Genomic DNA, 26,839 nt, shown 5'->3' with positions numbered 1-26,839 from the left:
CGTGCCCATCAGGCATATGACAACGGCCCGCAGAGGCGGGCCGTTGTCATGGGGGTCAGGGGATCACGCCTTGGCGGTGTCCACCTCGCCGAGGGGGGCGGTCTCACTCAGGCTGTCTTCGCTCTTGGCCACCACGCTCGCGGCGATGGCGTTGCCCAGCACGTTGGTGGCGGAGCGCCCCATGTCGAGGAAGTGGTCGATGCCGAGCAGCAGCAGGATGCCCGCTTCCGGGATGTGGAACTGGTTGAGGGTGGCGGCAATCACCACCAGGGAGGCGCGGGGCACCCCGGCCATTCCCTTGGAAGTAACCATCAGCAGCAGCAGCATGGTGATCTGCTGGGCCGTGGAGAGCTCGATGCCATAGGCCTGGGCGATGAACATCACCGCGAAGGTGCAGTACATCATGGAGCCGTCCAGGTTGAAGGAGTAGCCCATGGGGAGCACGAAGCTGGCGATGCGCTTGTCACAGCCAAATTTCTCCAGCCTGTCCAGGGTCTTGGGGTAGGCAGCCTCGGAGCTGGCGGTGGAGAAGGCCAGCAGGATGGGCTCGCGGATGAGGGCGAGCAGGGTCAGGATGCGGCGGCGGATGAAGAGGCTGCCCATGGCGATGAGCAGCAGCCAGAGGCAACCGAGCGCCAGATAGAACTGGGCCATGAAGGTGCCATAGGTGGCGAGGATGCCGAGCCCCTCCTTGGCGACCATGGCGGCGATGGCGCCAAACACCGCGAACGGGGCGAAGTTCATCACGTAGCCGGTCACCTTGAGCATGATCTCGGCGCCGCTGGCCATCAGCTTGACCACGGGCTTGGCGTCGTCCCCCAGGGCGGCGGCGGCCAGCCCGAAGAAGAGGGAGAAGACCACGATCTGCAGGATCTCGTTGGTGGCCATCGCCTCGACCACGCTTTTCGGGATGGCGTGGGTCACGAAATCCTTGAGGGAGATGGCAGTGGCAACCACGCCGGAGCTGGCGCCGTCATCGGGCAGGGAGAGGGAGAGCCCCACCCCAGGTTGCATCAGGTGGACCATGACCAGCCCCAGGGTCAGGGACATCAGGGAGGCGAGCATGAACCAGGCCAGAGTCTTGACGCCGATGCGGCCCACGGTGCGGGTGTCGCCCATCTTGGCGATACCGACCACGAGCGTGGTGAACACCAGGGGGGCGATGATCATCTTGATGAGGCGCAGGAAGATGTCGGTCAGCAGGGTGATGTCATCGGCAAAGCCTGCGGCCTGTGCGGGCGCGAGCAGGCGATAACCCTGCCCGGTCACGATGCCAAGCAACATCGCAATGAGGATGGCAACGGTCAACTTGTTCATTTTCATGGGGGAGTTCCGGTTTCGATAGGTGCAATGCCTGTGCAGGCGGCGAGGGGCCGCCTCAGTCCTTTTTTGTGATCCGGGCAGTGGAATCCAGACAGCCGGTGTGCTGGAGCATGCCTAATCGCGAAGGGGAAATCCAGTGACTTGTTTCGGAGTTTTGCGCTGTTGTTAGCTGCATTTGATATGCATCTTGTGATTTATTTGTATTAATCGCTGTTTATTTTAATTTTTGCGAGATAAACGGCTTCCATGCTCTGCGCGTCCCGGGGGCTGGCCTCCAGGGTGAAGACGAGCAGGGCCGAGGTGCGATGTTCCACCTGCATGTCGTCCATGAAGGTGTCTGGCTCGTACTCGTCGAACCCGAATTGGGGGCGGGTCGGGGTGACCCTGACGGCATCCCGCGACAGGGTCAGCGTCTCGACCCGAATCCAGGGGTATCCCTTTGCCAGTGCCACCTCACCGGCCCGCTTGAGCACGTATTTGCGCGCCGTTTCCCTGTCCACCAGATCGTTGCCCACAAACTCCAGTTGCCAGCGGGCCGGGCCAAGCTGGGTCTGTGAAAAACCGGTCTGGCCATTCCAGAACGATTTTTCACTGTCATAGGCGGTGGCGCAGCCCGCGAGCTGGCCGACCAGCAGGGCGCTGAGGGCAAGGGTGCAGAAAGTACGAAGGGAAGGCAACATGATGCGGGCCGCTTGGCAAAGGGGGTTTTACTACAGCACAAAGGGATCGGAGAGACAATCGCGGTGGAAGACCATAAAAGAAAAGGCCTTGTCGTCTGACAAGACCTTTCTCGGGGAATTTGGTCGGTGTGAGAGGATTCGAACCTCCGACCCTCTACACCCCATGCAGATGCGCTACCTGGCTGCGCTACACACCGACGGAGTCAGCTCGGCTGACGGGGGGGAGTTTATGGAGATGCCCCGACCCTGTCAACAGGGGAAATTCAGGTTCGAGATCGTTTGCCTGCTTTGCGAGCAACTTCGGATCAAAGTGCGACCAGTGGTGCATTTTATCGGCACCTCACCGCTGTCTTGCATGAAAAACGGCCGCCCGGAGGCGGCCGTTTGGCGTGATGCTCTCAAGCCGAGATCAGCGGTTGAAGGTCAAGCGCTTGCCCAATACCTTGCCGGTGACCTGACCGTGCTGCCAGGCTATTTGCCCATTGACCAGGGTCATTTCAAGCAGGGCGCGCTGGAAGCAGTCATCATCCAGATCAGCGGTTGAAGGTGAGACGCTTGCCCAATACCTTGTCGGTGACTTGGCCATTCTGCCAGGCTATTTGTCCGTTCACCAGGGTCATCTCGATGGTGCTCTGGAAGCGGTAGCCGTTGAACGGGGACCAGCCGCACAGGTAGAGCAGGTTGCTGTCGGTGACCACGTAGGGCTTGCCGAGATCCAGCAGCACCAGGTCGGCGAAGTAGCCTTCCCGGATGTAGCCGCGATCCTGCACCTGGAAGCGCTCGGCCACCGCGTGGGAGGTCTTCTTGACGATGGTTTCCAGGCTGAAGACCCCGTTGTGGTAGAGCTCCAGCAGCGCCTGCAGGGAGTGCTGCACCAGGGGCACGCCGGACGGCGCCTTGAAGTAGCTGTTCTGCTTCTCTTCCCAGGTGTGGGGGGCGTGGTCGGTGGCGATGATGTCGAGCACGTCGTTGCGTACCGCATCCAGCAGGGCGTGCTGGTCGGCAGCGCTCTTCACCGCCGGGTTGCACTTGATCTGGCTGCCCAGGGTGTCGTAGTCCGCCTCGTTGAAGAAGAGGTGGTGGACGCACACTTCGGCGGTGATGTTCTTGTCCTTGAGATCCTTCAGATCCGGGGTGGCGGTAAAGAGCGAGAGCTCTTTCGCCGTGGTCAGGTGCAGCACGTGCAGCTTGGCGCCGTACTGCTTGGCCAGGGAGACCGCCATGCTGGAGGATTTGTAGCAGGCGTCCGCGCTGCGGATGCGGCCGTGCTCGCGCATGGGCACGTCTTCGCCCCACTTGGCGCGGGCCTCGTCTTCCAGCACCTTGATGGACGGGGTGTCCTCGCAGTGGGTGACGATCATCACCGGGCTCTCGCGGAAGATGGCTGCCAGGGTCTCCTGGTTGTCCACCAGCATGTTGCCGGTGGAGGCCCCCATGAAGATCTTGATGCCGCAGGACTGCTTGGGATCGAGCTTCTTGATCTCTTCCAGGTTGTCGTTGGTGGCACCCAGGTAGAAGCTGTAGTTGGCGGCGGCGGAGTTGGCGGCGATCTGGTATTTGGCTTCGAGGGCGTCGATGGTGGTGGTCTGGGGATTGACGTTGGGCATTTCCATGAAGCTGGTGGTGCCACCGGCCACGGCGGCCCGGGATTCACTGGCGATGGTTCCCTTGTGGGTCAGGCCGGGCTCCCGGAAGTGGACCTGATCATCGATCATCCCGGGGATGAGATGACGGCCCGTTGCATCGATCACCACGGCATCGGGGGCACTGATGTCCGGGGCGACGCGGGCGATCCGCTCACCCTCGATCAAGACGTCGGAAGCATAGATGCGGCCTTCGTTGACCAGGGTGGCATTCTTGATAAGCAATTTGTTCATGGGGGGTTCCAGTTCCTTTGCCGATAATCCGGGGTCATAATATCGCAAACTGCACTTTCTCTGTAGCAAGGCCTGAGTAATGAAGTTATTTGTTAGAGATTTGACTGTGATCGATTCCAGCTATTTATGCGAGCGCCGCGGCATGGTGGGCGAGAGCTGGCTGGTGGACATCGAGATGAGTGGCGAGCTCAACGAGATGAGCATGCTGCTGGACTTCGGTCGGGTGAAGAAGCTCATCAAGTCGATCATCGATGAAGAGGTGGATCACAAGCTGCTGGTGCCGACGGAATGTCCCCTGGTCCATGTCCACGCGCTGGACAACGACGAGAGCACCGTGGATCTGCTGCGTCCGGGTCGCGCCATTCACCTGCGTTGCCCGACCCAGGGCATTGCCTTCATTCCCGCCCCCCAGGTGGATAAAGAGTCGGTGACCCGCTATCTGCTGGGGGTACTGGCCAAGCGGCTGCCGGGCAACATCAAGGATCTCTCCCTGACGTTGCGCCAGGAGCGCATCGAGGGCGCCTTCTACCACTACAGCCACGGCCTCAAGAAGCACGATGGCAACTGCCAGCGCATCGCCCACGGCCACCGCTCTCCCATCGAGATAGAGGTGGACGGGGCGCGCAACGAGGAGCTGGAGCTGAACTGGGCCGAGCGCTGGGCCGACATCTACCTAGGCACCGAAGAGGACAGGGTGGCCCTTGGCGAACTCGCCCTGAGCGAGCGGGCCGAGGCGTCACTGAAAGAAGGGAACGCTCACTACATCGGCTTCAAGTATGTGGCGCCCCAGGGGCTGTTCCAGCTTGCCATGCCGGCGGCGGAGGTGGAGATGATCGACACCGACACCACCATCGAGCTGCTGGCCCATTACATCGCCCGCGAGGTGAAGAAGCAGGTAGGGGACAAGTTTGTCAAGATTGTCGCCTATGAAGGGGTCGGCAAGGGCGCCATCGCCTACGCTTGATCCAGGTTCTTCGCTGCCATGAAAAGGCCCCGCCAATGCGGGGCCTTGTCGTATCGGGTCGTGGCCATCAGGCACTGAGGCGGAAGCGCTGGACCAGCCCCTCCTGCTGCTCGGCAAGGGAGTCGAGCTGCTGGCTGGTCTCGGCGACCCGCTCTATGCCCTGATAGTTGAGATCCGAGATGTCGGAGATGCGGTTGAGGTTGGTGGCGATGTCGGCGCTGGTGGCCTGCTGCTGCTCGGCGGCGGAGGCTATCTGGCTGGACATGTCGCTGATGAGCACCACGATGCCCTGCACCTCTTCCATGGCGTTGTTGGCCTGGGAGCTCTGATCCACGCAACTGTCCATCTCGCGGGAGCACTCCTGCATCACGTTGACCGCCCGGGCGACGCCTTGCTGCAGGTTCTCGATCATGGTCTGGATTTCGCTGGTGGACTGGGCGGTGCGACCGGCCAGGTTGCGCACCTCGTCGGCCACCACCGCAAACCCGCGTCCCTGCTCGCCGGCACGGGCCGCCTCGATGGCGGCGTTGAGGGCCAGCAGGTTGGTCTGCTCGGCGATGCCGCGGATGACGTCGAGGATGTTGCCAATCTGGCCGCTCATGGCGCTCACGTCGCCAATCACCTTGCCGGTCTGCTGCAGCTTGCCCGCGAGCTGATGGGTGGTGGTGATGTTGCCTGCCATTACCTTGCGCCCCATCTCGGAGGCCTTCTCCACATCCTGCACCCGCTCCAGGGTCTGGTTGGCGGCCTGGGCCACCTCCCGCACCGAGGCCTCCATCTGGGTCATGGCGGCGGCGACCGAGGCGGTCTCCTGACGCTGTTTTTCCAGATCCGCCCGCACCGATTCGGTGGTGTGGCGGTTGTCGTGGGCGGCGCTGTTGAGCTGGGTCGACGCCTGGGAGAGCTGCTTGAGCACATCCCCCATCTGGTGGATCAGCAGGTTGATCTGGCTGGCGAGCTGGCCGAATTCGTTCTGGCTCTTGAAGCCGACCCGCTGGGTCATGTCACCCTGGGTCACCTCGGTCAGCACCCGCAGCAGCTCTTTCAGGGGGCGGCGGATGGCCTTGCCCAGGGTGAAGGCCACCAGGATGGCGACGAAGATGGCGATGGCGATGCTGATCCCCTGGGTCAGGGTACTCTGGGTCTGCACCCGATCGGAGGCCTGGATGCTGGCGTTCATCAGCTGCTGGCTCTGGGCGGTGATCCCCTCCAGCTTGTTCTGGATGCTGAGGATGAGCTGGCTCGCCTGCTTGCTCTGCTCGCGCATGGCCTGCTGTTGCTTCATCAGGGCCAGGTATTGGGAGAGCACGCCGTCATTACCCGTGGTGTCGCGCACGAAGCCATGGACGTAGTGGCCCATGTTGTTGTCGAAGTCCTTGAGCTCCCCCTGGAGATCCTTGATGGTGCTGTTGAAGCCCTCGATCTGCATCTTGTTGCGCTTGAGCGCCGCCTCGATGGGGGCGGGGATGCTCTGGTTGAGGGCATCCATGGTGGAGAGCTCGATGGCGGAGAGCTTGGTGGTCAGGGTCTCGGAGAGCATCTTGATGAAGCTGTCGTCGATGGTGACCATCATGTCCCCCAGGTTCTTCTTGAACTGGGGCAGGCTGACCTGGAACTGGCCCTTGGCCTGATTGACCTTGTGCAGCCGGGTGAGCAGGGCCTCGTGTTCGCCGGGCAGGGTCTGGGTCAGTTGCAGGTAGTCATCCACCAGCTTGACGAGGGCAGTCATGTCCGCCTGCAACTGGGGATGAACCGCCACCTGCTGCTTGAGGCTGGCGACCATCTTGTCGACCTGGCCCTTGGCCTGTTGCAACTCGGCCACTTCCGCCGGCAGTTGCTTGAGATCCTGCTCGGTCAGCACGTCGGTGAGCCATTTGTTGGCGCTGAGCAGGCTTATCTGGGTCTGGCTGCTGGCGAGTACCAGCGGCATGGACTCCTGGGTCACCTGATCCAGGGCGCCGCTGAGTTCGCTCTGGCCGCGAAAGGTCAGTACCGCACTGGCGACCATGACGGCGACCAGGATGGCAAAGCCCAGATAGACTCTCTGTAAGATCGAGAGGTCTGACATTGTTTGTTTCATTATTGTCCCGCTGTCTGTGCAAAAGTCCCTTGCCTGAGTACCCCGTCCCTTTGATACCCTGCATGCCCCGAAGGGGATGCCGTTGTGGTTCGCGGGACGTCTCCTCGCTATCGGTATTCTTCACAATAACTGAAGCGATTGGGACAACGGCTGTGCCAAATGTCGGCTTGTGTCACACTTGGCGCGTTGCGGCGGCCTGTTTGGGAGCCGCTTGAGCTTTGTATTGAATTTTCTTTTTCCTATAAAGGAGTTACCCATGGCGCAAGAAACCATTTTCAGCAAAATCATCCGCAAGGAGATCCCCGCCGACATCCTTTATCAAGACGATCTGGTGACCGCGTTTCGCGACATCCAGCCCAAGGCCAAGACCCATATCCTGATCATTCCCAACGTGCTCATCCCCACCGTCAACGACGTGGAGCCGGATCACGAGCTGGCGCTGGGCCGGATGTTCACCGTGGCCCGCAAGCTCGCCAGCGACGCGGGCATCGCCGAGGACGGCTACCGCCTCATCATGAACTGCAACCGCCACGGCGGGCAGGAGGTCTATCACATCCACTTGCACCTGGTCGGTGGCGAGCCCCTGGGACCCCTGCTGAGCCTGTGATGCGCCTCGTCCCGTCGACCGGCCTGCTGTTGGCCGGTCTGCTGCTGGGGGGCTGTGCCTCCCAGTGGAAAGACATGTTCGTCTCCTACTCGGATCAGATGGTGCCCCTGCGCAACCAGCTGCTGCTGGGCCATGCCGCCGAGGCCCTGCCCGAGGTGCGCGAATCGACCTCGGGGGACGACACCTTCGTGCTCGACCAGCTGGAGAAGGGGCGCATCGCCTGGCTGGCGGGTCAGGACGGCCCCAGCAAGCAGGCCTTTGCCGCCGCCGACAGCCGGCTTGCGTGGGAAGACAATCAGGCCGAGTACCGCCTGAGCCGGGGACTGGCCCAGGCGGGCAGCCTGCTCACCAACGATCAGACCCTGGCTTACCAGGCGCCCGATTACGAGCGCACCATGCTGCACCACTATCTGGCGCTCAACTACTTGCAGCGCGGGGATGCCGACGGCGCCCTGGTAGAGGTGCGCCGTGCCAACCAGGTGCAGGAGCAGGCCCTTAAACGGTGGGCCGACGAGGTGCGCAAGGCCGCGCAGGAGGGGGAGCAGGAGGACGAAGCCGGGGAGATGCGCCAGCTGATGTCGCGCGGCGCCCCCGAGCTCGATCGCCTGATAGGCCAGGTGAAAAACGGTTTCCAGAACGCCTACACCTTCTATTTCTCCGGCGTGCTCTACGAGGCGGCCGGGGATCTCAACGATGCCTGGGTCGATTACCAGCGCGGCTACCAGATAGCGCCGGACAACCAGAGCCTGCAGGATGCCCTGCTGCGCCTGGCCCGGCTTCGCGGCTCTCCCGAGGAGCTCAAGGAGACCGAGCAACGGATGGGCCGCAAGGCGCCGCCCTTGGCCAAGGATCAGGGCCAGCTGGTGGTGCTGTTTGAAGATGGCCTGATCCCGGCGCGCCGGGAGCTCTTCCTGCCGCTGCCCATCTCCACCTCCAGCGGCGATTTTCGTACCTTTACCGTGGCGGTGCCCTATTACGACAATCGGGCCAGCGACGGCGCCCCGCTTACCCTGTCGGTGGGCAAGGGGGTGGCACAGACCAGCGAGCTGGTGAGGCTGGAGGCGCTGGCGGCCAAGGATCTGCAGGAGCGGCTGCCCGGCATGCTGACCCGGCAGGCCCTGCGGCTGGTGGCCAAGGAGCAGGTACGGCGCACCGCCGCCAAGGAGGGGGGGGATGTGGGCAACATCCTGGTGGGGATCTTCAACACCCTCTCGGAGCGGGCGGATACCCGCAGCTGGCTGACGCTGCCCGCCAAGGCCTCGAGCTGGCAGGGGATGGTCCCGGCCGGGAACGTCACCCTGACCCTGGGGGCGGGCAGCGCCATGCGTACCCTGCCACTCAGCGTCCACGCCGGGCGCACCACCCTGGTGTGGGTACAGCGCCTGGGGAGCGGGCTCACGACCCGGGTGATGCCCCTCTAGGGGGAACCGGATATGGCAACTCAGATGAATGACCGGTCAGGCCGACGGCCACCGGCAAGGAGAACAAGATGAAAGCACAAGGGTTGGCCCTGGGCCTGGTTCTGCTGCTGACGGGCTGTGCCACCAATACTTCCGGCGTGGCGCTCTATGGCGCGGCCGGTTCGGCGGCGGTGGCCGAGCAGCATCAAAACGTCAACGTCACCCTGACCGAACTCAGCCGGCGCCAGCAGAACGGCCTGTTGCAGGTCAACGTGGCGGCGGCCAGTACCCAGCGTGGTGACAACAGGCTGCAATATCTCTTCTACTGGTATGACGACGCGGGGCAGGAGGTGGCCAGCGATGGCCGCGGCTGGACCCCCTTCAAGCTGCATGGCTACCAGACCCGCACCCTGTCCGCCCTGGCGCCGAGCCCGGCTGCACGGGGTTACCGGATTTACGTTCGCGAAGTGATGGAGGAATCCTACTGATGAAAATGAATCATGCCCTGCTGATCCTGACCGGCGCCCTGCTGCTGGGCGGCTGCTCCAGCACCACCGTCAGCTATGGCGATCCCACCGAGACCGAGACGGTGACCGTCGATTACGGCTCCTCCGACTTGCAGGCCATCGCCGACAAGATGGCGGATTCCATGCTGGCGTCCCCGGCCACCAGCGAGATCACCGCCGGGGGCCGCCCGGTGATGTTCATGGACTCCATCCGCAACAAGACCTCGGAGCACATCGACACCGAGGCCATCACCGACACTATCCGCACCAAGCTGCTGCGCTCGGGCAAGTTCCGCTTCGTGGACATGAGCAAGGTGGCGGCGGTCAAGCAGCAGCTCGAATACCAGCAGGGCAGCGGCATGGTGGATCCCGCCACCATGGTGCGGCTCGGCAAGCAGACCGGTGCCCGCTACATGGTCTATGGCAACCTCGCCAGCATCGTCAAGGACAACGGCAAGGTGAAGGACGTCTACTACCAGATGACCATGAACCTGATGGATGTGGAGAACGGCGAACTGCTGTGGGCCGATCAGAAAGAGATCCGCAAACAGGCCAAGAAGTCCACCTTTGGCTGGTGAGGACCCGCGGGGGCAGGGGGATCTGGCGGAGCTGGCGCTCCTCGCCAGCCTGCCGGCGCCTTGGGATCAGGGGCGCCTTGAGCCGCTGGGTCAGGGCCTGACCAACGGCAACTACCGGCTTTGCCTCCCCACTGGCGAGCAGGCCTTCCTGCGCCGCGGTCATCCTGATCCGGTGCGCCTTGGCATCGACCGGGCCACCGAGTGGCAGCTCTACCAGGGGGCGGTGGGGCAGGGGCTGGCGTTGCCCTGTCATCACGGCGATCCCGCCACCGGCCTGATGCTGCTGGCGTGGTGCGACGAACCCAACTGGGCCGAGCAGGCGCCGCCTCTCGCCGCGCAACCCCGCCTGATGGCGGAGGTGCTGGTACGGCTGCACCGCCTGCCGGTGCCGACCGTGGTGATGGCGGTGCGGGCCCACAGCGGCGGTTATCGGCAGCGTCTGGCCCATATCCCTCCCTGGCTGCCCGCGCTGGAGCGGGCCCTGCTCGCGAGCCGGGAGCCGGACGACTGCTGGCTCCCTTGCCATCACGATCTCAATCCGGCTAACTTGTTGGGGTCGCGACCCTGGGTCATCGACTGGGAGTACGGCGCCGCCGGTCATCCTGGGTTCGAGGTCGCCAGCATCCAGCGCACCCACGGCTGGAGCGAAGAGCAGCGGTGCCAGTTGGAGAGCTGCTATCTTGAAGCCATGGACGGGGCACCGACGGGGCTGGGGCCCCGGGGATTCCAGGCCGATGCCTTCCTGCCCTGGGTCGATTACATCGGCCTGCTGTGGGCGCTGCTGATGGCCGAACAGCAACCCGGGCCCGAGTATCAGGCCCTGATCGACATCAACCGCCAGCGCCTGGAATGAATCCGGCAACGGCCCGCGCGACGCGTGTATTCAATGAATGGGAGGCATGCATGGTGACCACATTCTCATGGCGTCAACCGCGTAGCTGGAGCCTGCTGCTGCTCTGCCTGCTGCTGACGGGTTGCGCCACCCGGGTGATCTACTACTGGCTCGACTCGGCCATCGTCTGGCAACTGGACGACTACTTCTCCCTGGACCGCAGCCAGAAGAAGCTGCTTGACCAGGAGGTGAAGGGGCTGATGGCCTGGCACCGGCAGCATGAGCTGCCCATCTATGCCCGGGATCTCGACGCCCTGGCCAAGGCGGTGGCCAGCCCCATGAGCCCGGCCCAGGTGACCCTGCATCTGGACAGAACCCAGGCGAGCCTGACCCGTACTCTGGAGAATGCCATTCCCCGCACGGTGCGCCTTGCCAAGACCCTGACCGACGAGCAGGTGGCTCGCTTCATGGCCGATCGGGTGAAGCGCCAGCAGGAGCGCCAGCACGATTTTGCCACCCAGTCGAAGGCCGAGATGATCAAGGGCTTTCGGGAGAAGATGAACGAGCGCCTGGTGTTCTGGATTGGCAAGGTGAAGCCGGCCCAGGAGCCCCTCATCACGCAGTGGGCCGAGTGGCAATACGAGATGATGGCCCCCTGGCTCGACTTCCAGGAGGCCTGGACCAAGGAGCTGGATCGGCTGATGAAACAGCGCCAGAGTCCGGATTTCGGCCAGGAGCTGACTCGCTTGCTCCAGCAGGGGGACGGCCTGATGGATGGCCGCTTCACCGGCTACACGGACCAGTCCCGCCAGCGCACCATCCAGTGGCTGAGCGATCTCAGCCACTCCATGGATCTCTCCCAGCGGGCCCACCTCTACACCCTGCTCAAGGACTATGCCGAGGACTTCGAGGGCATGACCCGCAGCCGCTGAGGACGCGGTGAGACAACACAAGGGCGGCGGGCACTGGGCCTGCCGCCCTTGTTCTTGTGGGGCAGGCTGTGGTAGCTTGCCCTTTCTATTGTGTGGGAATTAACTTTTGAACCTGACCGACAACGTGAAACTGGCGGCGATGACCCTGCTCATCACCCTCGCACTGTTGTTCTCTACCCTCTCGGTGGAGGGGGTCAAGGTACCCGCGTTCCAGCCCTCGGCCCAGCAGGCCCACTCGCTGGCGGAGGGGGCGGCGCCTGCCGACGCAAGCCCGGCGGCCCACGGCGTCAGCGGCGGTGACGATGGCATCGTCAAGTTCGTCGGCTCCCACCAGAATCACCTGCTGCGCCTCGAGCACTCCCTGAGCCGCGATCATCAGCCCGGCAGCGTGGTCTACGAGCTGGTGATGAGCTGGTCCCAGCAGGCGATCCTGCTGCTGCTGTGCGGCCTGCTGTTCTATGCCGCCCTCTTCTACCCGGGGACGAGCTTTCGCGATCACTTCGCCGGCATTCACAGGCGCCGCCTGCAGCGCCGGCATCTGCAGTACCGCTTCGCCCAGAGCTTCCTCGCCTGACCCCGATGGGGTCAGCTTGCCACCTGTTGCCTCATCTTCTCTCTGTTGCTGTTCACTTTTAGTGAACGGCTAGGCTGTCTTGTTTCATTTTTTTGCACGGTGCGACCCCGGTGTCGCCCCTTGCCATCGCCTGACAGAGGCCGATTTCATGAGAAAAAAGAGTCATACCGTGTTGAACCGCATGAGCCTGTGGCAGTACGCCCTGTTGCTGCTGATGCTGGTCACGTTCGCGTTCTATTCCCTGCCCACCTTCTTCGGTGAGCAGCCCTCCCTCGGGCTGCACGGCCAGTCGCGCCTGAGCGACGCGCAGCGTACCCTGCTGGCCGAGAACCACATCGACCCCCTCAAGCAGATCGCCCAGGGTGGCCGGATGGCGCTGGTGTTCGCCAGCCAGGGGAAGCAGCAACTGGCCAAGCAGTTGCTGGAGCAGCAGGGGCTGGACAGCGCCGCCCTGACCCTGGAGTTCTACTCCAACGCCCCGGCCTGGATCAGCCGGCTCGGCGCCGATCCCATCAAGCTCGGGCTGGACCTGCGCGGTGGCTCCCAGCTGCTGATCGGGGTGGACGTGGATTTTGTCATCGACAACCAGACCAAGAACCTGGTGGATACCCTGCGCACCCGTTTTCGCGAGGCCAACCTGCGCGGCGCCAGCGTGATGCGCACCGCCCAGGGGAGCGTGGCCGTCACCCTGCCCGACGTGACGGGGCAGGAGGCCTGGCTCTCCATCATCAAGGAGAGTGCCGGTACCCGCCAGGATCAGTGGACACTGAGCCGCTCCGGCAATGCACTGACCCTGGTGCTGAGCGACGCCGAGCGCACCCTGCTGGTGAACAACGCCGTGACCCAGAACCTGTCGATCCTGAAAAAGCGGATCAACGAGCTCGGCATCGTCGAGGCCTCGGTGGTGCGTCAGGGGCAGGACGGCATCCGCATCGAGCTGCCGGGGGTGCACAACCCCAAGCAGGCGAAAGAGGTGATCGGCGCCACCGCGTCCCTGGCCTTCTATGAAGCCAAGGCCGACAGCCGCTTCTTCATGGCGGATCGCAGCGGCCAGGCAGTGGGGCTGGCCCGCCAGCCGGTGCTGAGCGGCGAGCACATCGTCGATGCCCGCGCCAACATGGGGGAGATGGGGCAGCCCCAGGTCAACATCGTGCTCGACACCCTGGGGGGGAGCAAGATGAACCAGTTCAGCCGCCAGCACGTGGGCAAGCCCATGGCCACCGTCTTCACCGAGTACAAGACCAACGCCGAAGGCAAGCTGCGCGCCCGAAGCGAGGTGATCAACGTCGCCACCATCCAGACCGCCCTTGGCAACCAGTTCCGCATCACCGGGATTGGCAGCCTGCCCGAGGCCCAGGAGCTTGCCATGCTGCTGCGGGCCGGGGCCCTCACCGCGCCGCTGAAGATCCTGGAGGAGCGCAGCATAGGCCCGACCCTGGGTCTGCAGAACATCGAGGCGGGCTTCACCGCCCTGGCGTTCGGCATGGCGGGCATGATGCTGTTCATGATGGCCTGGTATCGCAAGTTCGGCTGGGTCGCCATCACGGCGCTGGTCGCCAACCTGCTGATGCAGGTGGGCATGCTGGCGGTATTGCCTGGCGCCGTGCTGACCCTGCCGGGGATCGCCGGTCTGGTGCTCACCGTCGGCATGGCGGTGGATACCCATGTGCTGATTTTTGAGCGGATCAAGGACCGGCTGCGGGAAGGGGGTTCGTTGGCCAACGCCATCGACTTTGGTTATCGCTCGGCGTTTCGCACCATCTTCGATGCCAACATCACCACCCTCATCTGCGCCGTGGTGCTCTATGCCATCGGTTCCGGGCCGCTGCAGGGCTTCTCCATCACCCTGATCCTGGGGCTCATCTCCAGCATGGTGACCGGCATCTGGGGCACTCGCGCCATCATCAACCCCCTGTGGGGCAACAGCCGCGCCAAGCTGCTGAGGGTATGACCATGAACCGACTTCATCACCATGGCGCCGCGCCCGTGAGTCTGCATGACCTGCGCACCGACCGCTTCCTGCCGGGAAGCCTGTACCACCTGACGTCGAGGGAAGAACAATGCTGAGAATGATCCTGGCCATGGGGCTGACCCGCTGGCGCTATATCGGGCTGTGGGCCTCTGTGCTGCTGACCCTGGCCTGCGTGGCCGTCCTTGCGACAAAAGGGCTCGCCCTCGGGCTCGATTTCACCGGCGGGATCCTGCTGGAGTTTCGCATCCAGACCCTGAAAGAGGCCCATGAGCTCAACGCTCTGCTGACGGCGCCCCTGGCGGGGGTGGTGGAGCTGCACGGCGCCGGTGTGCCCGGCGAGTGGCTCATCAAGCTGCCCCCCCACGCACTGCCCTGGGCGGCGGAGGATCTGGCGACCATGCTGGGGCAGCAACTCGCCCTGCCGGTGGAGCTCTTGCGCACCACCATCGTCGGGCCCCAGGTGGGCGCGGAGCTGTTCCAGCAGGGGATGCTGGCGGTGCTGGTGGCCTCGCTCGCCATCTCCGCCTACCTGGCGGTGCGCTTCGAGTGGCGCCAGGCAATCGGCATCCTGGTGTCGGTGCTGCACGACGGTCTGGTGGCCATCGGGCTGCTCGCGCTCTTTGACATCGAGTTCGACCTCAACGTCATCGCGGGCCTGATGGCGGTGATAGGCTACTCCCTCAACGACAGCATCGTCATTTCGGACCGGTTGCGGGACTTGCTGGGGTCGCGTACCCGCATGGGGATCCACGAGTGCTCGGACGTGGCCATCAAGGCCACCTTCAGCCGCACCATGATCACCTCGGGCACCACCCTCTTCACCGTGGGGGCCCTGCTCCTGTTCGGCGGCGACGCCCTCTACGGCTTCTCCTTCACCCTGTTCGCCGGCATCCTGGTGGGGACGCTCTCCTCCATCACGGTGGCCTCCACCGTGCAGGAGCTGCTGGGGCTCTCCCCCCAGGCCTACCAGAAAAAAGAGGAGGAGCTGGCCGAGGCGGCGTGACCGGCGAGCGCCCCGTCACGTGGCACATGGGCGGCCAGTGCGGCCGCCCCGGGCAAAAAAGGAAGGCGAATGCCTTCCTTTTTCCATTCTGCCAGAGGGGGCGCGGCGGTCCCGAAGGCCGGGCTGGGGCGGCGTGTGTGACGCGGCCGAGCAGAAGTTGAAAAGTGTAATGAAATGCATGTTTTAGGCGCTATTTTCGGGGCCCGCTTCGGCTACACTGGCAGGGAGTCTATGGATGGAGTAAGCACTCATGAGTATCGCTCGTCGGCTTCAACTCATTGCCCTGCTGGTCATGCTGGCCCTGGGGTGTCTCAGCTGGTTCAGTATCAGCAGACTCTCCTCCGCCAATGCGGATCTCAGCTATGTAACAGACAACACAGTCCCCAGCATTTCCACGATCAAGGAGATACAAACAGACTTCTACGCCCTGCATTCATTGATCCAGGCGCACGTGCTCAACACCGACGACGGCAAGATGAGTCAGATAGAGCAGAGCATTGCATCCCTTCACACCAAGATGGACGCCCTGCTGAGTCAGTATGAAAGCGGGATGATCTCCAATGAGGAGGACAGGCAGCTCGTCGCCGATGATCGGCGCTTGGTTGCCCAGTACGGCAAGGCCTCTGAAGACGTCCTGCGCCTGTCCCGCGAGAACAAGAATGTGGAGGCCAGAGAGGCGATCGACAAGGAGCTTGCCCCCTTGTTTGAGCAGCTTTCCCAGGCCATCGACAAGCACGTCCACTTCAACATCCAGCAAGGTGACGCCGTCAAGCTGCGAGGCGAGCAGAATGCCGATAGCAGCATGCAGGCCCTGTTGTTCATCTCGGTGGGCGCGGGTGCCCTCACGCTGGTGCTCTTTCTCTGGCTGTTCAGGCAGGTCGCCAATCCCCTCCGTCTGGCCATGGCGACCCTGTCCGAGATCCAGCGCGACCTGAACTTCACCCTGCGGGCCAATGTGAGCCAGCAGGACGAGATCGGCCAGACGCTGACGGCGGTCAACCGCCTGCTGGACACCTTGCAGCAGACCTTCACCGAGTTCTCGGTGGGCAGCCTGCAAATCAAGAGCACGGCAGAGTCCCTCTCCCAGGCGGCCCAGCACATGGCGGAGTCGGCGAGTCAGGCCAATGACGCCACCAGCCTTATCGCCGCCGGGGTGGAGGAGATGAGCGTGAGCATCACGGACATCTCCCAGCGCACCCAGGAGACCAGCCGCATCACCAATGAATCCGGCAAGCTCGCCAGTGACGGCGGGGCCACCATAGAGCGCACTGTGCTCGCCATCAACGACATCGCCGACGCCATTCGTCAGGCCTCCCGCGATGTGACGGCGCTGGGGGAGGGGATCTCCCGCATCGGTGGGGTGGTGAACGTCATCAACGATGTGGCGGGGCAGACCAACCTGCTGGCGCTCAACGCCGCCATCGAGGCGGCGCGGGCCGGTGAGCAGGGACGCGGCTTTGCGGTGGTCGCCGACGAGGTGCGCAAGCTGGCGGAGCGGACGGCCCAGTCGACCCAGGAGATCTCAAGGACGGTGGAGGCTATCCAGCAAGGGTCCGAGGCCACGGTGGCCAGAATGGTCCTGGTGGAGGAGAAGGTGGCGCAAGGGGTGGCCATGGCGACGGAAAGCGGGGCCATCATCACCCAGATCCGCCAGGCCTCCCATCGCGTCATGGATCAGGTCGGCGAGATCACCCTGGCCATCCGCGAGCAGACCTCGGCGGCGGAATCCATCGCCCTCCAGGTCGAGCAGATAGCCCAGGTGGTGCAGCAGACCAGCAGCACGGCGGAGGAGACCTCCGCCGCCGCAGAGGAGCTGAACGTGACCACGGAGAATATCCACCAGCAGATCTCCCGCTATCGCATCCAGTGAGGTGCGGATCGGTTGTTCTCTCCCCGCCATGCCCATGGCGGGGATTTTTTTATGTCAGAACCCCGAACCGGGCTGTTGCAGGAAGGCGGCCTCTTCCTCCGTGCTCGCCCTGCCCAAGATGGCGTTGCGGTGGGGGAAGCGGCCAAAGCGATCGACGATCACCTGATGGCGGCGGGCAAAGTCGGCAAACCCTTCGAAGGTGGCCCGGGCCGGGCCTGTGGCCTGCTCGTCGGCCAGCGCCTCGAACAGGGCGACGCTTCTGGCCTGCTGCTCTCTGGACTCCGCGTGCTCGAGGGGCAGATAGAAGAAGACCCGGGCCAGCGGCGAGAGCCCCTTGTCGACCCCGAGGGTGAGCCCCTTGAGGCACAGCGCCCTGGCCTTGTCGTCCTGGGCGAAGGCGGCGGGGGTGTGGCGGTGAAGGTTTCGCGGCAGCTGGTCCAGCAGCAGGATGAGGGCCAGGCGCCCTGCGGGATCGTCCTCCCAACGGGCGAGCTCGCCTGCTGCGGCACGGGCCGCCAGTTCGCCGAAGCGTGAGGCCAGCAGGGCATCGGTCTCGCTGCTCTTGCCCCACCAGAGGGGGGCCTGACGGGCGGCACGGGGAGCGTCGTCTGCGTCATCGCCAAACCAGAAATCGAGCAGAGGTTGCCAGGGTTGCATGGGAACTCCTTGGGCCGGTGGCCGTAAGGTGAAAACGGAGCAGGGGATCTGCCATGGGGGGCTGCCGCCGTGGCGGCTTCCCGTTACACTGTGCCATCTTTTGCCCCAAAGGGTGATCCCTGGATGGGCCCATGGTCCCCTGATCTCCTCATCACCCTGACCGGGGCAGCCCGGATGTGTCCCACTCAATAGAAGGAATGCCAGATATGGCCGGAGCCAGTTTGTTGACCCTGCTCGATGATATTGCCAGCGTGCTCGATGATGTCGCCCTGATGACCAAGGTGGCGGCGAAGAAGACGGCCGGGGTGCTGGGGGACGATCTCGCCCTCAATGCAGAACAGGTCTCCGGGGTGCGGGCCGAGCGTGAGCTGCCGGTGGTGTGGGCGGTGGCCAAGGGGTCGTTTCGCAACAAGCTCATCCTGGTGCCTGCCGCCATCGCCATCAGTGCTCTTATCCCCTGGCTCATCACCCCGCTCCTGATGCTGGGGGGGGCCTACCTCTGTTTCGAGGGGGCGGAGAAGCTGGTCCACAAGTTCCTGCCCCACGAGGAGGAGGCGCATCAGGCGGCGCCGGTGCCCGAGGATCTGGCGGCCTATGAGCGCCAGAAGGTGAAGGGGGCCATTCGCACCGATTTCATCCTCTCGGCAGAGATCATCGTCATCGCCCTCGGTACCGTGCAGGGGTCGAGCCTGGGCCTGCAGATCGCCGTGGTAGCGGGCATCGCCCTGCTGATGACCGTCGGGGTCTATGGCCTGGTGGGGCTCATCGTCAAGCTCGACGACATCGGCCTGCACCTGCTGCAAAAGCCCGATGGCGGCGCTGTGCGCCGGGCGGTGGGGCAGGGGCTGCTGGTGACGGCGCCCCGTCTGATGCACCTGCTTGCCCTAGTGGGCACCATCGCCATGTTCATGGTCGGCGGCGGCATTCTGGTCCATGGCTGGCCCTTCCTCCATCACCTCATCGAAGGGACGGCGGGTACGGTGGCCGCCCTGCCCGGGGTCGGCGGGGTACTGGCCGTGGTGACGCCCACCCTGCTGAGCGCCCTGGCCGGCGTGGTGTCAGGGCTGGTGCTGGTGGTGGCCATGACCCTGGTGAGCAAGCTTCAGCCCGCCAAATAGGTCGCTTGTCGGGGGAGGGCCGACAGGGGCCGTCGCACCCGGGGGCGCTCTTCTGCTGGTTGCCTCGAATGGGGGCTAGGCAAGTGCCTGGCCCCCTTCGTACTATCCGGTTTCACCCGCCCGCAGAGGCGGGGTGACCCGATATGGACGCAAACAGACAAGGACAACCATGAAACCACCCGTTTGGCGAGATGATCACATCTATGCCGCCCCCGACGATCCTGCCATCGAGGCCGCCTTCCAGGAGGCTGCCCGCGCCCTTACCCGGCTTGACGCCCTCCTGGCGGACCTGCCGGATCCCGCCCATCCCGTTGCGGATGCCAATGCCCTGCGCCACCTGCTGCGGGCCATCCGCCGCGAGGCCAACGGGGTGAAGACCCTGGCCTGGAACAGCCAGGTCTATGGTTACAACCGGCTGAGCCAGAACGGGCGCGACGAGGAGGCCCGAGTACTGCTCTCCCGGGGCCAGCAGCTGGAGGCGACCCTGGCCCAGCGCAGCAAGCCGGTGGACCTGTTCTGGGTTCGCGCCCCCGAGTCACTGGTGCGCACCCTGCTGCAAGATCCCGAGCTCTTCGAGCTGGCCTACCACATCCATCACGACAGAGCGCTGCAGGATCAGTGGCTTTCGCTCGAGAGCGAGCAGCTCATCGAGGGGTTGGCGGTGGACGGCCTGCAGGGGTGGGGGGATCTCTACGACAACCTGGTGGGGCGGCTGCTGCCGGTGGTGGAGGGGGTGCCCATGGGGCTTGCCCAGGCGGACAACCTGCTCGCCCACCCGGACAGGGCACGGCGCGCCAGTGCCTGGCACGCCATCCAGGGCGCCTGGGAGGCGGAGCAGGAGACGGTGGCCGCCATTCTCAACGCCATCAACGGCTGGCGCAACGAGCTCGGCCGCCAGCGCGGCAAGGGGCGCAGGCTGGATGCGCTTGAGGTCACCTGCCATCAGGAGCACATCACGGGCGCGACCCTGGAGACCCTGATGGCGGCGGCCGGGGAGCACAGGGAGCTCGGGCGCCGTGCCTTGCGGGCCATGGCCTGTGCCCAGCAGATCACCGACTTCGCCCCCTGGGATCTCTTTGCTCCGGCGCCCCAGGCCATGCACGGCAAGTTCGGCTTCGAGCAGGCGCTGAATCTGGTGATGGAGGCCTTTGCCGCCTTCGATCCCGAGATGGGGGCGTTTGTCCGCATGATGGCCGACAAGGGGTGGATCGATGCGGCCCCGAGCGAGCACAGGCGAAGCGGCGCCTATTGCACCGAGTATGCCGATCCGCCCGAGCCAAGGGTCTTCCTCACCTTCGAGGGGACCATGGACAACGTCATCACCCTGGCCCATGAGCTCGGTCACGCCTGGCACAGCTGGTTGCTGCGGGATCTTCCCTTCGAGCAGCGGGGCTACCCCAAGACGCTGGCGGAGACCGCCTCCCTCTTTGCCGAGATCCTGGTGCGCGATGCCCTGCTGGCCGCCACCGACAAGGTGGAGCAGCGCCGGGCCATCGCCTGGCTGGACGGGGAGCGGGCCGCGAGCCTGCTGCTCGACATCCCCGCCCGCTTTGCCTTCGAGCACGCCCTGGTGACGGCGCGGGAGGCGGGTTACGTGGGGGCGAGCCAGATGCGGGAGATGATGAAATCGGCGCAGCAGCAGTGCTATGGTGACGCCCTCAGCCAGTATGACGAGCTGTTCTGGGCCAGCAAGGGTCACTTCTCCATCGCCGAGTCCGGGTTCTACAACTACCCCTATCTGTTTGGCTATCTCTTCAGCCTGGGGCTCTATGCCCAGCATGCGCGGGCCGGGGGCGAGTTTGTGCCCGCTTATCGCGCCCTGCTGCGAGACACCGGCCGCATGAGCGCCGAGGCCCTGGTGGAGAAGCACCTGGGGGTCGACATCCGCGAACCCGGGTTCTGGCAGGAGAGCCTGCGCTATGTGGAAGAGGCGGTGGTGCGCCTCGAGCGGCTGGTGTGATGCCTGCCCGCGAAGGTGGTGGCTCTGGCCACCTGGATTTCACGACGGGCCAGGCCCGTCCCTGACGATGAGCGTTCGATGCAACAACGAGTCTATCCACAGCAGTGGCAAAATGATCACATCTACCCCTCCCTCGACAGCTGTGTCCTCGAGGCGGACATGAGTCTGGCCCGCGCCAGCCTGGCCGAGCTGAGCGGTTTTATCGAGGGACTGGCCGAGGTTCCGCGCACCCCAGGCGCCTTGCAGGACTTCCTCAGGGAGGTACGCCTGCGGGCCCGTCGCATTCGCGACATCGGCTGGAACATCGCCGTGCTGGCCGCCTGCAAGGGGAGCCAGGACGCCCGGGATCCCCTCGCCAAGCAGGTTGCCTCCCGGGCCCGTGCCCTCAATGCGGATCTGTTCAAGACGCTTGCCCCCATCGAAGATCTGATGCTGGGGCTGCCTGCGCCCGAGTTTGAACAGCTGATGGCCGACCCCCTGCTCGGGGAGGAGGAGTACCGGCTGCGCCACGAGCGCCGCCTGCAGGATCAGCGGCTGCCGGTGGAGGCGGAGCAACTGGTCATCGGCCTTGGCACCGATGGCCTGCACGCCTGGGGCAACCTCTACAACGATCTGGTGGGCAAGATAAGGCTGGTGATCGCGGGTCGCGAGATGGGGCTGGCGGAGGCGAGCAACCTGCTCTCCAGCCCGGATCGGGCCCTGCGCAAAGAGGCCTTCGATGCCATCAGCGCCGGCTGGGAAGGGGAGCAGGAGACGGTGGGGGCCATCCTCAACGCCCTCAACGGCTGGCGACTGGAGCTCTCGCGCCAGCGCGGCAAACACCGGCGCCTCGATGCCCTGGATCTCTCCTGCCACCAGAGCCACATCGAGCGGGCGACCCTGGATACCCTGATGGCGGAGACCTGGCAGGCCCGACATCTGGGCCAGCGAGCCCTGGGGCTGATGGCCGGTCACCTCGGCCTCGAGGTGCTGGGGCCGGAGGATCTCTTTGCGCCGCCCCCTGCCGCCAGCCGCCGGGAGATCCCCTTCGAGGAGGCGGTCGACATCATCGCCCAGGCCTTCGCGCGCTTTGACCCCGAGATGGGGGACTTTGCCCGCATGATGGCCGAGCGCGGCTGGATTGATGCCGCCCCCACCCCCAACCGGCGCACCGGGGCCTATTGCACCAAGTTTGCCGAGCCGGTGGAGCCGCGGGTCTTCATCACCTATGCGGGCACCATGGACAACGTCATTACGCTGGCCCACGAGCTCGGTCACGCCTGGCACAACTGGCTCATCCGCGACTTGCCCATGAGCCAGCGCAGCTACCCCATGACCCTCGCGGAGACCGCCTCCATCTTCGCCGAGACCCTGGTGCGCAGCGCCCTCTACGAGCAGGCCCGAAGCGCCGAGGAGCGTCTGGCCATCGCCTGGGCGGATGCCGACGGCGCCGCCACCTTCCTGGTCAACATCCCGGCCCGCTTCGACTTCGAGCGGGCCCTGGTGGCCGAGCGCGAGCAGGGCTATGTGTCGTCGGCCCGGCTCAAGGGGCTCACCGACGAGGCCTGGGGGCGCTGGTACGAGCAGAGCCTCGACCGCTATCACCCCCTGTTCTGGGCCGCCAAGGCGCACTTCTCCATCGCGGGCTTCGGTTTTTACAACTACCCCTACCTCTTTGGCTATCTGTTCAGCCTCGGGGTCTATCAGCAGCTGATGAGCCGCCAGGCCGCAGGGGAGGCGGGGGTGGCAAAGGCCTACCGCGCCCTGCTGCGAGACACCGGTCGCATGAGCGCCGAAGAGCTGGTCGAACGGCATTTGGGGCAGGACATTCGCGAGCCCGCCTTCTGGCAGGGGAGCCTGGCCCTGGTGGAAGCGGCGGTGGCGCGCTTCGCCCAGTGCGGCGGTTAACCTCGCCAGACCCGGTTTGCGCCATGTCCCGCCGGGGCATGGCGCTGCCACAGCGGCCCCGACGCGCGGTTTGGTGGCCCGAAGGGGCGTGATCCAAAGCAAGAAAGTGGGATGTTTTGGTGGCGCAAGGCCCTGTCGCTGGGGTAGTTTCGATAGAACCGACACAGTTTTTGAGGTCTTGTCCATGATCATCTATCTGCATGGCTTTGATGCCACCAGCCCCGGCAATCATGAAAAAGTGCTGCAGTTGCAGTTTATCGATGATGATGTGCGTTTCGTGCACTACAGCACGGTTCACCCCCGCCACGACATGAGCCACCTGCTCAAGGAAGTGAAGAAGCAGCTCGACATGAGCACCGATCCCAAACCCCTCATCTGCGGCGTGGGCCTGGGTGGCTACTGGAGCGAGCGGATCGGGTTTCTGTGCGGCATCAAGCAGGTGGTCTTCAACCCGAACCTGCACCCGGAAGAGAACATGCAGGGCAAGATCGACAGGCCGGAGGAGTACGAGGACATCGGCACCAAGTGTGTAACCGAATTTCGTAATAAAAATTCAGGAAACTGCCTGTGCATCCTTTCCGTTCAGGATGAAATCCGCGATAATCGGGACACTGAACGTGAATTGAAGAACTATTACGACATCGTATGGGATGAGCGCGAGACCCATAAGTTCAAGAACATCTCGCACCATCTGCAACGGATGAAGGCCTTCAAAGAAGCCTGAGCCATCACGTCAACCGATTTCGTTTTAGGGAGCCAATGGCTCCCTTTCGTTTTGAGGAACCAAGGAAAATCATCATGATGAATATTGTCGTTGTAGGCGGTGGCGCCGGTGGTCTCGAGCTTGCGACCAGCCTGGGCCGCAAGCTGGGCAAGAAGAACAAGGCCAGGATCACCCTGGTGGATCGCAATCGCACCCACCTGTGGAAACCCCTGCTGCACGAAGTGGCCACCGGCTCCATGGATGCGGGCATCGACGCCCTGAGCTACCAGTCCCACGCCAAGAACCACGGCTTCGAATTCCAGCTCGGCAGCCTGACCGACATCAAGCGCGACGAGAAACGCATCGTGCTGGCCCCCATCCACGACGAGAGCGGCGCCCTGGTGGTCAACGAGCGGGAAGTGGCTTACGACATCCTGGTGATGGCCATCGGCTCCGTCTCCAACGACTTCAACACCAAGGGCATCAAGGATCACTGCATCTTCCTGGACAGCCCCTCCCAGGCACACCGCTTCTACAACAGCATGATGAACCGCTTCCTGCAGTTCGCCACCGAATACCAGCCCGGTGACAAGGTGAAGATCGCCATCGTCGGCGGCGGCGCCACCGGCGTCGAGCTCTCCGCCGAGCTCTACAACGCGGTGGAGCAGCTCTACGCCTACGGCTTCAAGAACCTCACCACAGACAGTCTCAAGGTGACCCTGGTGGAAGCGGGCCCCCGCATCCTGCCGGCCCTGCCGGAGCGCATCAGCGGCTCCGCCCATCAGGAGCTGGTGAAGCTGGGCGTGGACGTGCGTACCGCCACCATGATCACCGAGGCGACCGCCGAAGGCCTGCACACCAAGGATGGGGAGCTGATTGAAGCAGACCTCATGGTGTGGGCCGCGGGCATCAAGGCGCCGGACTTCATGAAGGAGATCGCGGGCCTGGAAACCAACCGCATCAACCAGCTGGTGGTCCACGAGACCCTGCAGACTACCCGGGACGAGAACATCTTCGTCATCGGCGACTGCGCCGCCTGCCCGCAGCCGGACGGCAAGTTCGTGCCGCCCCGCGCCCAGTCCGCCCACCAGATGGCGACCCAGGCGTTCAAGAACATCCTGGCCAAGATGAACGGCGGCGAGATGAAGCCCTACCGTTACCACGATCACGGCTCCCTGGTCTCCTTGAGCCGCTTCTCCACCGTGGGCAGCCTGATGGGCAACCTGATGCGCGGCTCCATGATGGTAGAAGGCTACATCGCGCGCATCGTCTACATCTCCCTCTACCGGATGCACCAGGTGGCCCTGCACGGCTACATCAAGACCGGCCTCATCATGCTGGTGGGCCGCATCAACCGGGTGCTGCGCCCGAGCATGAAGCTGCACTGAGTGCATGGCGGCTGCCGCTGCGAACATCAAAAAGGAGAGGCTTGCCTCTCCTTTTTTTATGGCCGACGCGGGGCGACGCTAGAAACGTCTGCCGTAGTTGAGGGCGAAGAAGTAGAGGGCCGGGGTGGGGTAGCGGCCCGAGAGATCCCGCTCATCGACGCTGGCGCTCTCCATGTGGATGTACTCAAACCCGGCTCCCAGGGTCTCCTGAGGGGTGAGCGCATAGGTGACACCGGTGCCGAGCCGCAACGCGCTGCCGCTTGGCGCCGTGAGGGAGGTGTGCTCTTGATCCCGGTAGGCACTGGTGTCGTACGCCACGCCGCTATTGAGGGTCCATTGGGGCGTCAGCGCGTGCTGGAGCCCGAGCGCCAGGTGGTAACTGTCCTGATAGAGCCCCTGCTGCGGGGCGGTGCGGTCAAAGATGGTGACTTCGTTGTCGTTGTAGCGACTCCAGTCCTGCCAGCCCAGATTGCCCATGATGGCCCAGTCGTGGGCCAGAGTATGAAAGGCGCTCACCATCAGCTGCTGGGGGCTGTTGACCATGCCGGACAGGGGCAGGGTGGCGCTGATGCCGGGCAGGTTGGGGCGCGAGAAGGTGATGGTGCGGTCGATGGCGAAGTGGTAGGTCACCTCGCTGGCATAGCCGAGCCCGAATCGGGTCTCTGGATTGTGCTCATAGAGGAGCCCCAGCTTGGCATTGAGGGCCCAGTCTCCGTCGTCCTGCTTCTGCTCCCCGCCACTGCCCTCCCGGGTGAGGGAGAACAGGCCGTAGTTGATGCCGACCCCGGCCCCGAGAGACCAGTGCTCGTCGAGGCGATAGGCAATGGATGGTTGCAGGGTGAGGCCGATCAGGGTGGCCTTCTTGATGAGCTGCTTGCCAGCCCAGTCGCCAAAATCGAGCCCCAGCCCGAAGTTGCCATAGAGCGCCAGGCCCGCCGACCAGCGATCATCGAGCTGCTGGCTGTAGTAGGCGGAGGCCGCGGGGAACCAGCCGACGACGGTATCGACATCCCCCTTCGCGGGATCGTCCAGATCGTAGGGCAGGTCCCCGTAGAGCAGTTGCCCGCCGAGAGTGAGGTGGCGCCCCTCCAGCCGGGTCAGGCCGGCGGGGTTCACCAGTTGCACGGTGGCATCCTGGGTCCTGGCGGCCATGCCGGCGGCGGCCAGGCCGAGATCATTGGTGCCGGTTTCGTACAGGTAGAGCCCGGCCCCCTCGGCGGGGGCGTTCAACATGGCGGTCAGGGGCAACAGCAGCAGTGTCCGTTTCATCAAGGTCCCTCTTTCATCGTGGCTGAGAAGCCCTCTCCCCAGCGTCGGTGCCCATCCTTGCATTCCCGGGGAAAGTGGCACGACACAGGCAGTATAGATGGCACCTTGATGAGCGTGGCGGGCACGATGCACGGGGCGCCCCGCCACACCGGGCTTATGCTTTGGCCAGCGCCTTGCTACCATGACGGCAACGGTGCTTCGCGCACCCAGCCCAACTCACAGGAGACCTCATGATCCTCTCAACCACCCCCACCCTGGAAGGCAAGACCATTCGCGAGTACCGCGGCATCGTCGTGGGCGAAGCCATCCTCGGCGCCAACATCTTCAAGGATCTGTTCGCCGGCATCCGCGACATCATCGGCGGTCGCTCCGGCGCCTACGAAAAAGAGCTGGCCCGGGCCCGGGAGATCGCCTTCGAGGAGCTCAAGGAGCGTGCCCAGGCGCTGGGGGCCAACGCCGTGGTGGGCATCGACATCGACTACGAGGTGGTGGGCCAGAACGGCAGCATGCTGATGGTCAGCATCAGCGGCACCGCCGTGGTGATCTAGCCCGCCAGTGCCCGGCCCTGCATGGCCAAACGCCCCGTCACAAGCCGACCCCGAGGTCGGCTTTTTGTCGGGTGTGACGCGCAAAGGTGGGCGCAAGTGAGTGGGGCTCAA

The 26,839-nt window shown here is 64.3% G+C and carries 24 protein-coding genes and 1 tRNA gene; 18 read left to right on the top strand and 7 right to left on the bottom strand.

Going from position 1 to position 26,839, the window contains the following annotated elements; all coding sequences use genetic code 11:
* Positions 1-63: 63 nt before the first annotated feature.
* From H7R73_RS14805 to H7R73_RS14795, 3 genes are all read right to left on the bottom strand, one after another.
* Positions 64-1,323, bottom strand: a complete 1,260-nt coding sequence (locus H7R73_RS14805) for a dicarboxylate/amino acid:cation symporter (protein ID WP_103259902.1) — start codon at positions 1,321-1,323, stop codon at positions 64-66.
* Between the two features lie 203 nt (positions 1,324-1,526).
* On the bottom strand, positions 1,527-2,003 hold the full coding sequence (locus tag H7R73_RS14800; protein ID WP_041212844.1) for a CC0125/CC1285 family lipoprotein: 477 nt from the start codon (positions 2,001-2,003) through the stop codon (positions 1,527-1,529).
* 120 nt (positions 2,004-2,123) lie between these two features.
* Positions 2,124-2,200, bottom strand: a tRNA-Pro gene (locus H7R73_RS14795).
* A gap of 32 nt (positions 2,201-2,232) precedes the next feature.
* On the opposite strand from H7R73_RS14795, the gene H7R73_RS14790 reads away from it, so the two are divergent.
* Positions 2,233-2,547, top strand: a complete 315-nt coding sequence (locus H7R73_RS14790; protein ID WP_182951306.1) for a hypothetical protein — start codon at positions 2,233-2,235, stop codon at positions 2,545-2,547.
* On the opposite strand, the gene H7R73_RS14785 is transcribed toward H7R73_RS14790, so the two are convergent.
* The gene (locus H7R73_RS14785) at positions 2,537-3,880 is read right to left on the bottom strand and encodes a dihydroorotase (RefSeq protein ID WP_039038976.1); all 1,344 of its coding nucleotides are present in this window, start codon (positions 3,878-3,880) and stop codon (positions 2,537-2,539) included. The two genes, H7R73_RS14790 and H7R73_RS14785, sit on opposite strands and share 11 nt — an antisense overlap.
* Positions 3,881-3,959: 79 nt before the next feature.
* Between H7R73_RS14785 and H7R73_RS14780 the strand changes: the two genes are divergently transcribed.
* Positions 3,960-4,844, top strand: a complete 885-nt coding sequence (locus H7R73_RS14780; protein ID WP_182951305.1) for a 6-carboxytetrahydropterin synthase — start codon at positions 3,960-3,962, stop codon at positions 4,842-4,844.
* Positions 4,845-4,911: 67 nt separating this feature from the next.
* On the opposite strand, the gene H7R73_RS14775 is transcribed toward H7R73_RS14780, so the two are convergent.
* Entirely contained in the window at positions 4,912-6,924 is a 2,013-nt protein-coding gene (locus H7R73_RS14775) for a methyl-accepting chemotaxis protein (RefSeq protein ID WP_041215416.1), read from the bottom strand.
* 256 nt (positions 6,925-7,180) lie between these two features.
* Here H7R73_RS14775 and hinT point away from each other — a divergent pair, with 256 nt between their 5' ends.
* The 10 genes from hinT (at position 7,181) to H7R73_RS14725 (ending at position 17,198) form a co-directional block, all read left to right on the top strand.
* The gene (hinT, locus tag H7R73_RS14770; RefSeq protein WP_010674343.1) at positions 7,181-7,531 is read left to right on the top strand and encodes a purine nucleoside phosphoramidase; all 351 of its coding nucleotides are present in this window, start codon (positions 7,181-7,183) and stop codon (positions 7,529-7,531) included.
* Positions 7,531-8,952 (top strand): COG3014 family protein, encoded by a 1,422-nt coding sequence (locus H7R73_RS14765; RefSeq protein ID WP_182951304.1) that lies wholly within the window; start codon positions 7,531-7,533, stop codon positions 8,950-8,952. The genes hinT and H7R73_RS14765 overlap by 1 nt, the downstream gene beginning before the upstream one ends.
* A 68-nt stretch (positions 8,953-9,020) precedes the next feature.
* Positions 9,021-9,419 (top strand): YcfL family protein, encoded by a 399-nt coding sequence (locus tag H7R73_RS14760; protein ID WP_103259904.1) that lies wholly within the window; start codon positions 9,021-9,023, stop codon positions 9,417-9,419.
* The gene (lpoB, locus tag H7R73_RS14755; protein WP_010674346.1) at positions 9,419-10,015 is read left to right on the top strand and encodes a penicillin-binding protein activator LpoB; all 597 of its coding nucleotides are present in this window, start codon (positions 9,419-9,421) and stop codon (positions 10,013-10,015) included. The genes H7R73_RS14760 and lpoB overlap by 1 nt, the downstream gene beginning before the upstream one ends.
* A complete protein-coding gene (locus H7R73_RS14750; protein WP_043155733.1) occupies positions 10,005-10,868 on the top strand; it encodes a phosphotransferase in 864 nt (287 codons plus the stop codon). Before lpoB ends, H7R73_RS14750 begins: the two co-directional genes overlap by 11 nt.
* Positions 10,869-10,918: 50 nt before the next feature.
* Positions 10,919-11,779: a DUF6279 family lipoprotein gene (locus H7R73_RS14745; RefSeq protein WP_041215412.1), complete on the top strand. Its 861-nt coding sequence runs from the start codon at positions 10,919-10,921 to the stop codon at positions 11,777-11,779.
* Positions 11,780-11,885: 106 nt separating this feature from the next.
* On the top strand, positions 11,886-12,353 hold the full coding sequence (locus H7R73_RS14740) for a hypothetical protein (RefSeq protein ID WP_103259905.1): 468 nt from the start codon (positions 11,886-11,888) through the stop codon (positions 12,351-12,353).
* Between the two features lie 148 nt (positions 12,354-12,501).
* The gene (gene secD, locus H7R73_RS14735) at positions 12,502-14,304 is read left to right on the top strand and encodes a protein translocase subunit SecD (RefSeq protein ID WP_103259906.1); all 1,803 of its coding nucleotides are present in this window, start codon (positions 12,502-12,504) and stop codon (positions 14,302-14,304) included.
* Positions 14,305-14,413: 109 nt separating this feature from the next.
* Positions 14,414-15,328, top strand: a complete 915-nt coding sequence (secF, locus tag H7R73_RS14730; protein ID WP_029314368.1) for a protein translocase subunit SecF — start codon at positions 14,414-14,416, stop codon at positions 15,326-15,328.
* A 250-nt stretch (positions 15,329-15,578) separates the two neighbouring features.
* On the top strand, positions 15,579-17,198 hold the full coding sequence (locus tag H7R73_RS14725; protein WP_103259907.1) for a methyl-accepting chemotaxis protein: 1,620 nt from the start codon (positions 15,579-15,581) through the stop codon (positions 17,196-17,198).
* A 54-nt stretch (positions 17,199-17,252) separates the two neighbouring features.
* Here the strand turns inward: H7R73_RS14725 and H7R73_RS14720 are convergent, their stop codons facing one another.
* Complete coding sequence (locus H7R73_RS14720) at positions 17,253-17,855, bottom strand: DUF924 family protein (RefSeq protein ID WP_102948306.1); 603 nt, start codon at positions 17,853-17,855, stop codon at positions 17,253-17,255.
* A 206-nt stretch (positions 17,856-18,061) separates the two neighbouring features.
* Between H7R73_RS14720 and H7R73_RS14715 the strand changes: the two genes are divergently transcribed.
* The 5 genes from H7R73_RS14715 to H7R73_RS14695 all read left to right on the top strand — a co-directional run bounded on the left by H7R73_RS14715 (position 18,062) and on the right by H7R73_RS14695 (position 24,911).
* A complete protein-coding gene (locus H7R73_RS14715) occupies positions 18,062-18,973 on the top strand; it encodes a DUF808 domain-containing protein (protein WP_103259908.1) in 912 nt (303 codons plus the stop codon).
* A gap of 169 nt (positions 18,974-19,142) precedes the next feature.
* Positions 19,143-20,933 (top strand): M3 family oligoendopeptidase, encoded by a 1,791-nt coding sequence (locus H7R73_RS14710; protein WP_103259909.1) that lies wholly within the window; start codon positions 19,143-19,145, stop codon positions 20,931-20,933.
* 78 nt (positions 20,934-21,011) lie between these two features.
* Positions 21,012-22,820: a M3 family oligoendopeptidase gene (locus H7R73_RS14705; protein ID WP_103259910.1), complete on the top strand. Its 1,809-nt coding sequence runs from the start codon at positions 21,012-21,014 to the stop codon at positions 22,818-22,820.
* Between the two features lie 184 nt (positions 22,821-23,004).
* Positions 23,005-23,544: an alpha/beta hydrolase YcfP gene (gene ycfP, locus H7R73_RS14700; RefSeq protein ID WP_005331594.1), complete on the top strand. Its 540-nt coding sequence runs from the start codon at positions 23,005-23,007 to the stop codon at positions 23,542-23,544.
* A 74-nt stretch (positions 23,545-23,618) separates the two neighbouring features.
* A complete protein-coding gene (locus H7R73_RS14695; RefSeq protein WP_041212859.1) occupies positions 23,619-24,911 on the top strand; it encodes an NAD(P)/FAD-dependent oxidoreductase in 1,293 nt (430 codons plus the stop codon).
* A gap of 78 nt (positions 24,912-24,989) precedes the next feature.
* Here the strand turns inward: H7R73_RS14695 and H7R73_RS14690 are convergent, their stop codons facing one another.
* The gene (locus H7R73_RS14690; protein WP_197971162.1) at positions 24,990-26,180 is read right to left on the bottom strand and encodes an OmpP1/FadL family transporter; all 1,191 of its coding nucleotides are present in this window, start codon (positions 26,178-26,180) and stop codon (positions 24,990-24,992) included.
* Between the two features lie 230 nt (positions 26,181-26,410).
* Between H7R73_RS14690 and H7R73_RS14685 the strand changes: the two genes are divergently transcribed.
* Positions 26,411-26,728: a heavy metal-binding domain-containing protein gene (locus tag H7R73_RS14685; protein ID WP_010674360.1), complete on the top strand. Its 318-nt coding sequence runs from the start codon at positions 26,411-26,413 to the stop codon at positions 26,726-26,728.
* The last annotated feature ends 111 nt before the right edge of the window (positions 26,729-26,839 follow it).

The organism is Aeromonas sp. WP2-W18-CRE-05, from assembly GCF_014168615.1.
Taxonomy (GTDB): Bacteria; Pseudomonadota; Gammaproteobacteria; order Enterobacterales; family Aeromonadaceae; genus Aeromonas; species Aeromonas caviae.
The sequence above is the reverse complement of the archived record's forward strand: the minus strand, read 5'-3'. Positions and strand labels throughout refer to the sequence as shown.

What these genes read in the sequence shown, in the direction of transcription:
- H7R73_RS14705 (WP_103259910.1), top strand. Translation starts at nt 21,012, where the DNA reads ATGCAACAACGAGTCTATCCACAGCAGTGGCAAAATGATCACATCTAC.
- H7R73_RS14685 (WP_010674360.1), top strand. Translation starts at nt 26,411, where the DNA reads ATGATCCTCTCAACCACCCCCACCCTGGAAGGCAAGACCATTCGCGAG.
- secD (WP_103259906.1), top strand. Translation starts at nt 12,502, where the DNA reads ATGAGAAAAAAGAGTCATACCGTGTTGAACCGCATGAGCCTGTGGCAG.
- H7R73_RS14785 (WP_039038976.1), bottom strand. Translation starts at nt 3,880, where the DNA reads ATGAACAAATTGCTTATCAAGAATGCCACCCTGGTCAACGAAGGCCGC.
- H7R73_RS14765 (WP_182951304.1), top strand. Translation starts at nt 7,531, where the DNA reads ATGCGCCTCGTCCCGTCGACCGGCCTGCTGTTGGCCGGTCTGCTGCTG.
- H7R73_RS14790 (WP_182951306.1), top strand. Translation starts at nt 2,233, where the DNA reads ATGGAGATGCCCCGACCCTGTCAACAGGGGAAATTCAGGTTCGAGATC.
- H7R73_RS14710 (WP_103259909.1), top strand. Translation starts at nt 19,143, where the DNA reads ATGAAACCACCCGTTTGGCGAGATGATCACATCTATGCCGCCCCCGAC.
- H7R73_RS14695 (WP_041212859.1), top strand. Translation starts at nt 23,619, where the DNA reads ATGATGAATATTGTCGTTGTAGGCGGTGGCGCCGGTGGTCTCGAGCTT.
- H7R73_RS14760 (WP_103259904.1), top strand. Translation starts at nt 9,021, where the DNA reads ATGAAAGCACAAGGGTTGGCCCTGGGCCTGGTTCTGCTGCTGACGGGC.
- ycfP (WP_005331594.1), top strand. Translation starts at nt 23,005, where the DNA reads ATGATCATCTATCTGCATGGCTTTGATGCCACCAGCCCCGGCAATCAT.
- H7R73_RS14720 (WP_102948306.1), bottom strand. Translation starts at nt 17,855, where the DNA reads ATGCAACCCTGGCAACCTCTGCTCGATTTCTGGTTTGGCGATGACGCA.
- hinT (WP_010674343.1), top strand. Translation starts at nt 7,181, where the DNA reads ATGGCGCAAGAAACCATTTTCAGCAAAATCATCCGCAAGGAGATCCCC.
- H7R73_RS14800 (WP_041212844.1), bottom strand. Translation starts at nt 2,003, where the DNA reads ATGTTGCCTTCCCTTCGTACTTTCTGCACCCTTGCCCTCAGCGCCCTG.
- H7R73_RS14780 (WP_182951305.1), top strand. Translation starts at nt 3,960, where the DNA reads ATGAAGTTATTTGTTAGAGATTTGACTGTGATCGATTCCAGCTATTTA.
- H7R73_RS14690 (WP_197971162.1), bottom strand. Translation starts at nt 26,180, where the DNA reads ATGAAACGGACACTGCTGCTGTTGCCCCTGACCGCCATGTTGAACGCC.
- H7R73_RS14745 (WP_041215412.1), top strand. Translation starts at nt 10,919, where the DNA reads ATGGTGACCACATTCTCATGGCGTCAACCGCGTAGCTGGAGCCTGCTG.
- lpoB (WP_010674346.1), top strand. Translation starts at nt 9,419, where the DNA reads ATGAAAATGAATCATGCCCTGCTGATCCTGACCGGCGCCCTGCTGCTG.
- H7R73_RS14725 (WP_103259907.1), top strand. Translation starts at nt 15,579, where the DNA reads ATGAGTATCGCTCGTCGGCTTCAACTCATTGCCCTGCTGGTCATGCTG.
- H7R73_RS14775 (WP_041215416.1), bottom strand. Translation starts at nt 6,924, where the DNA reads ATGAAACAAACAATGTCAGACCTCTCGATCTTACAGAGAGTCTATCTG.
- H7R73_RS14805 (WP_103259902.1), bottom strand. Translation starts at nt 1,323, where the DNA reads ATGAAAATGAACAAGTTGACCGTTGCCATCCTCATTGCGATGTTGCTT.
- secF (WP_029314368.1), top strand. Translation starts at nt 14,414, where the DNA reads ATGCTGAGAATGATCCTGGCCATGGGGCTGACCCGCTGGCGCTATATC.
- H7R73_RS14715 (WP_103259908.1), top strand. Translation starts at nt 18,062, where the DNA reads ATGGCCGGAGCCAGTTTGTTGACCCTGCTCGATGATATTGCCAGCGTG.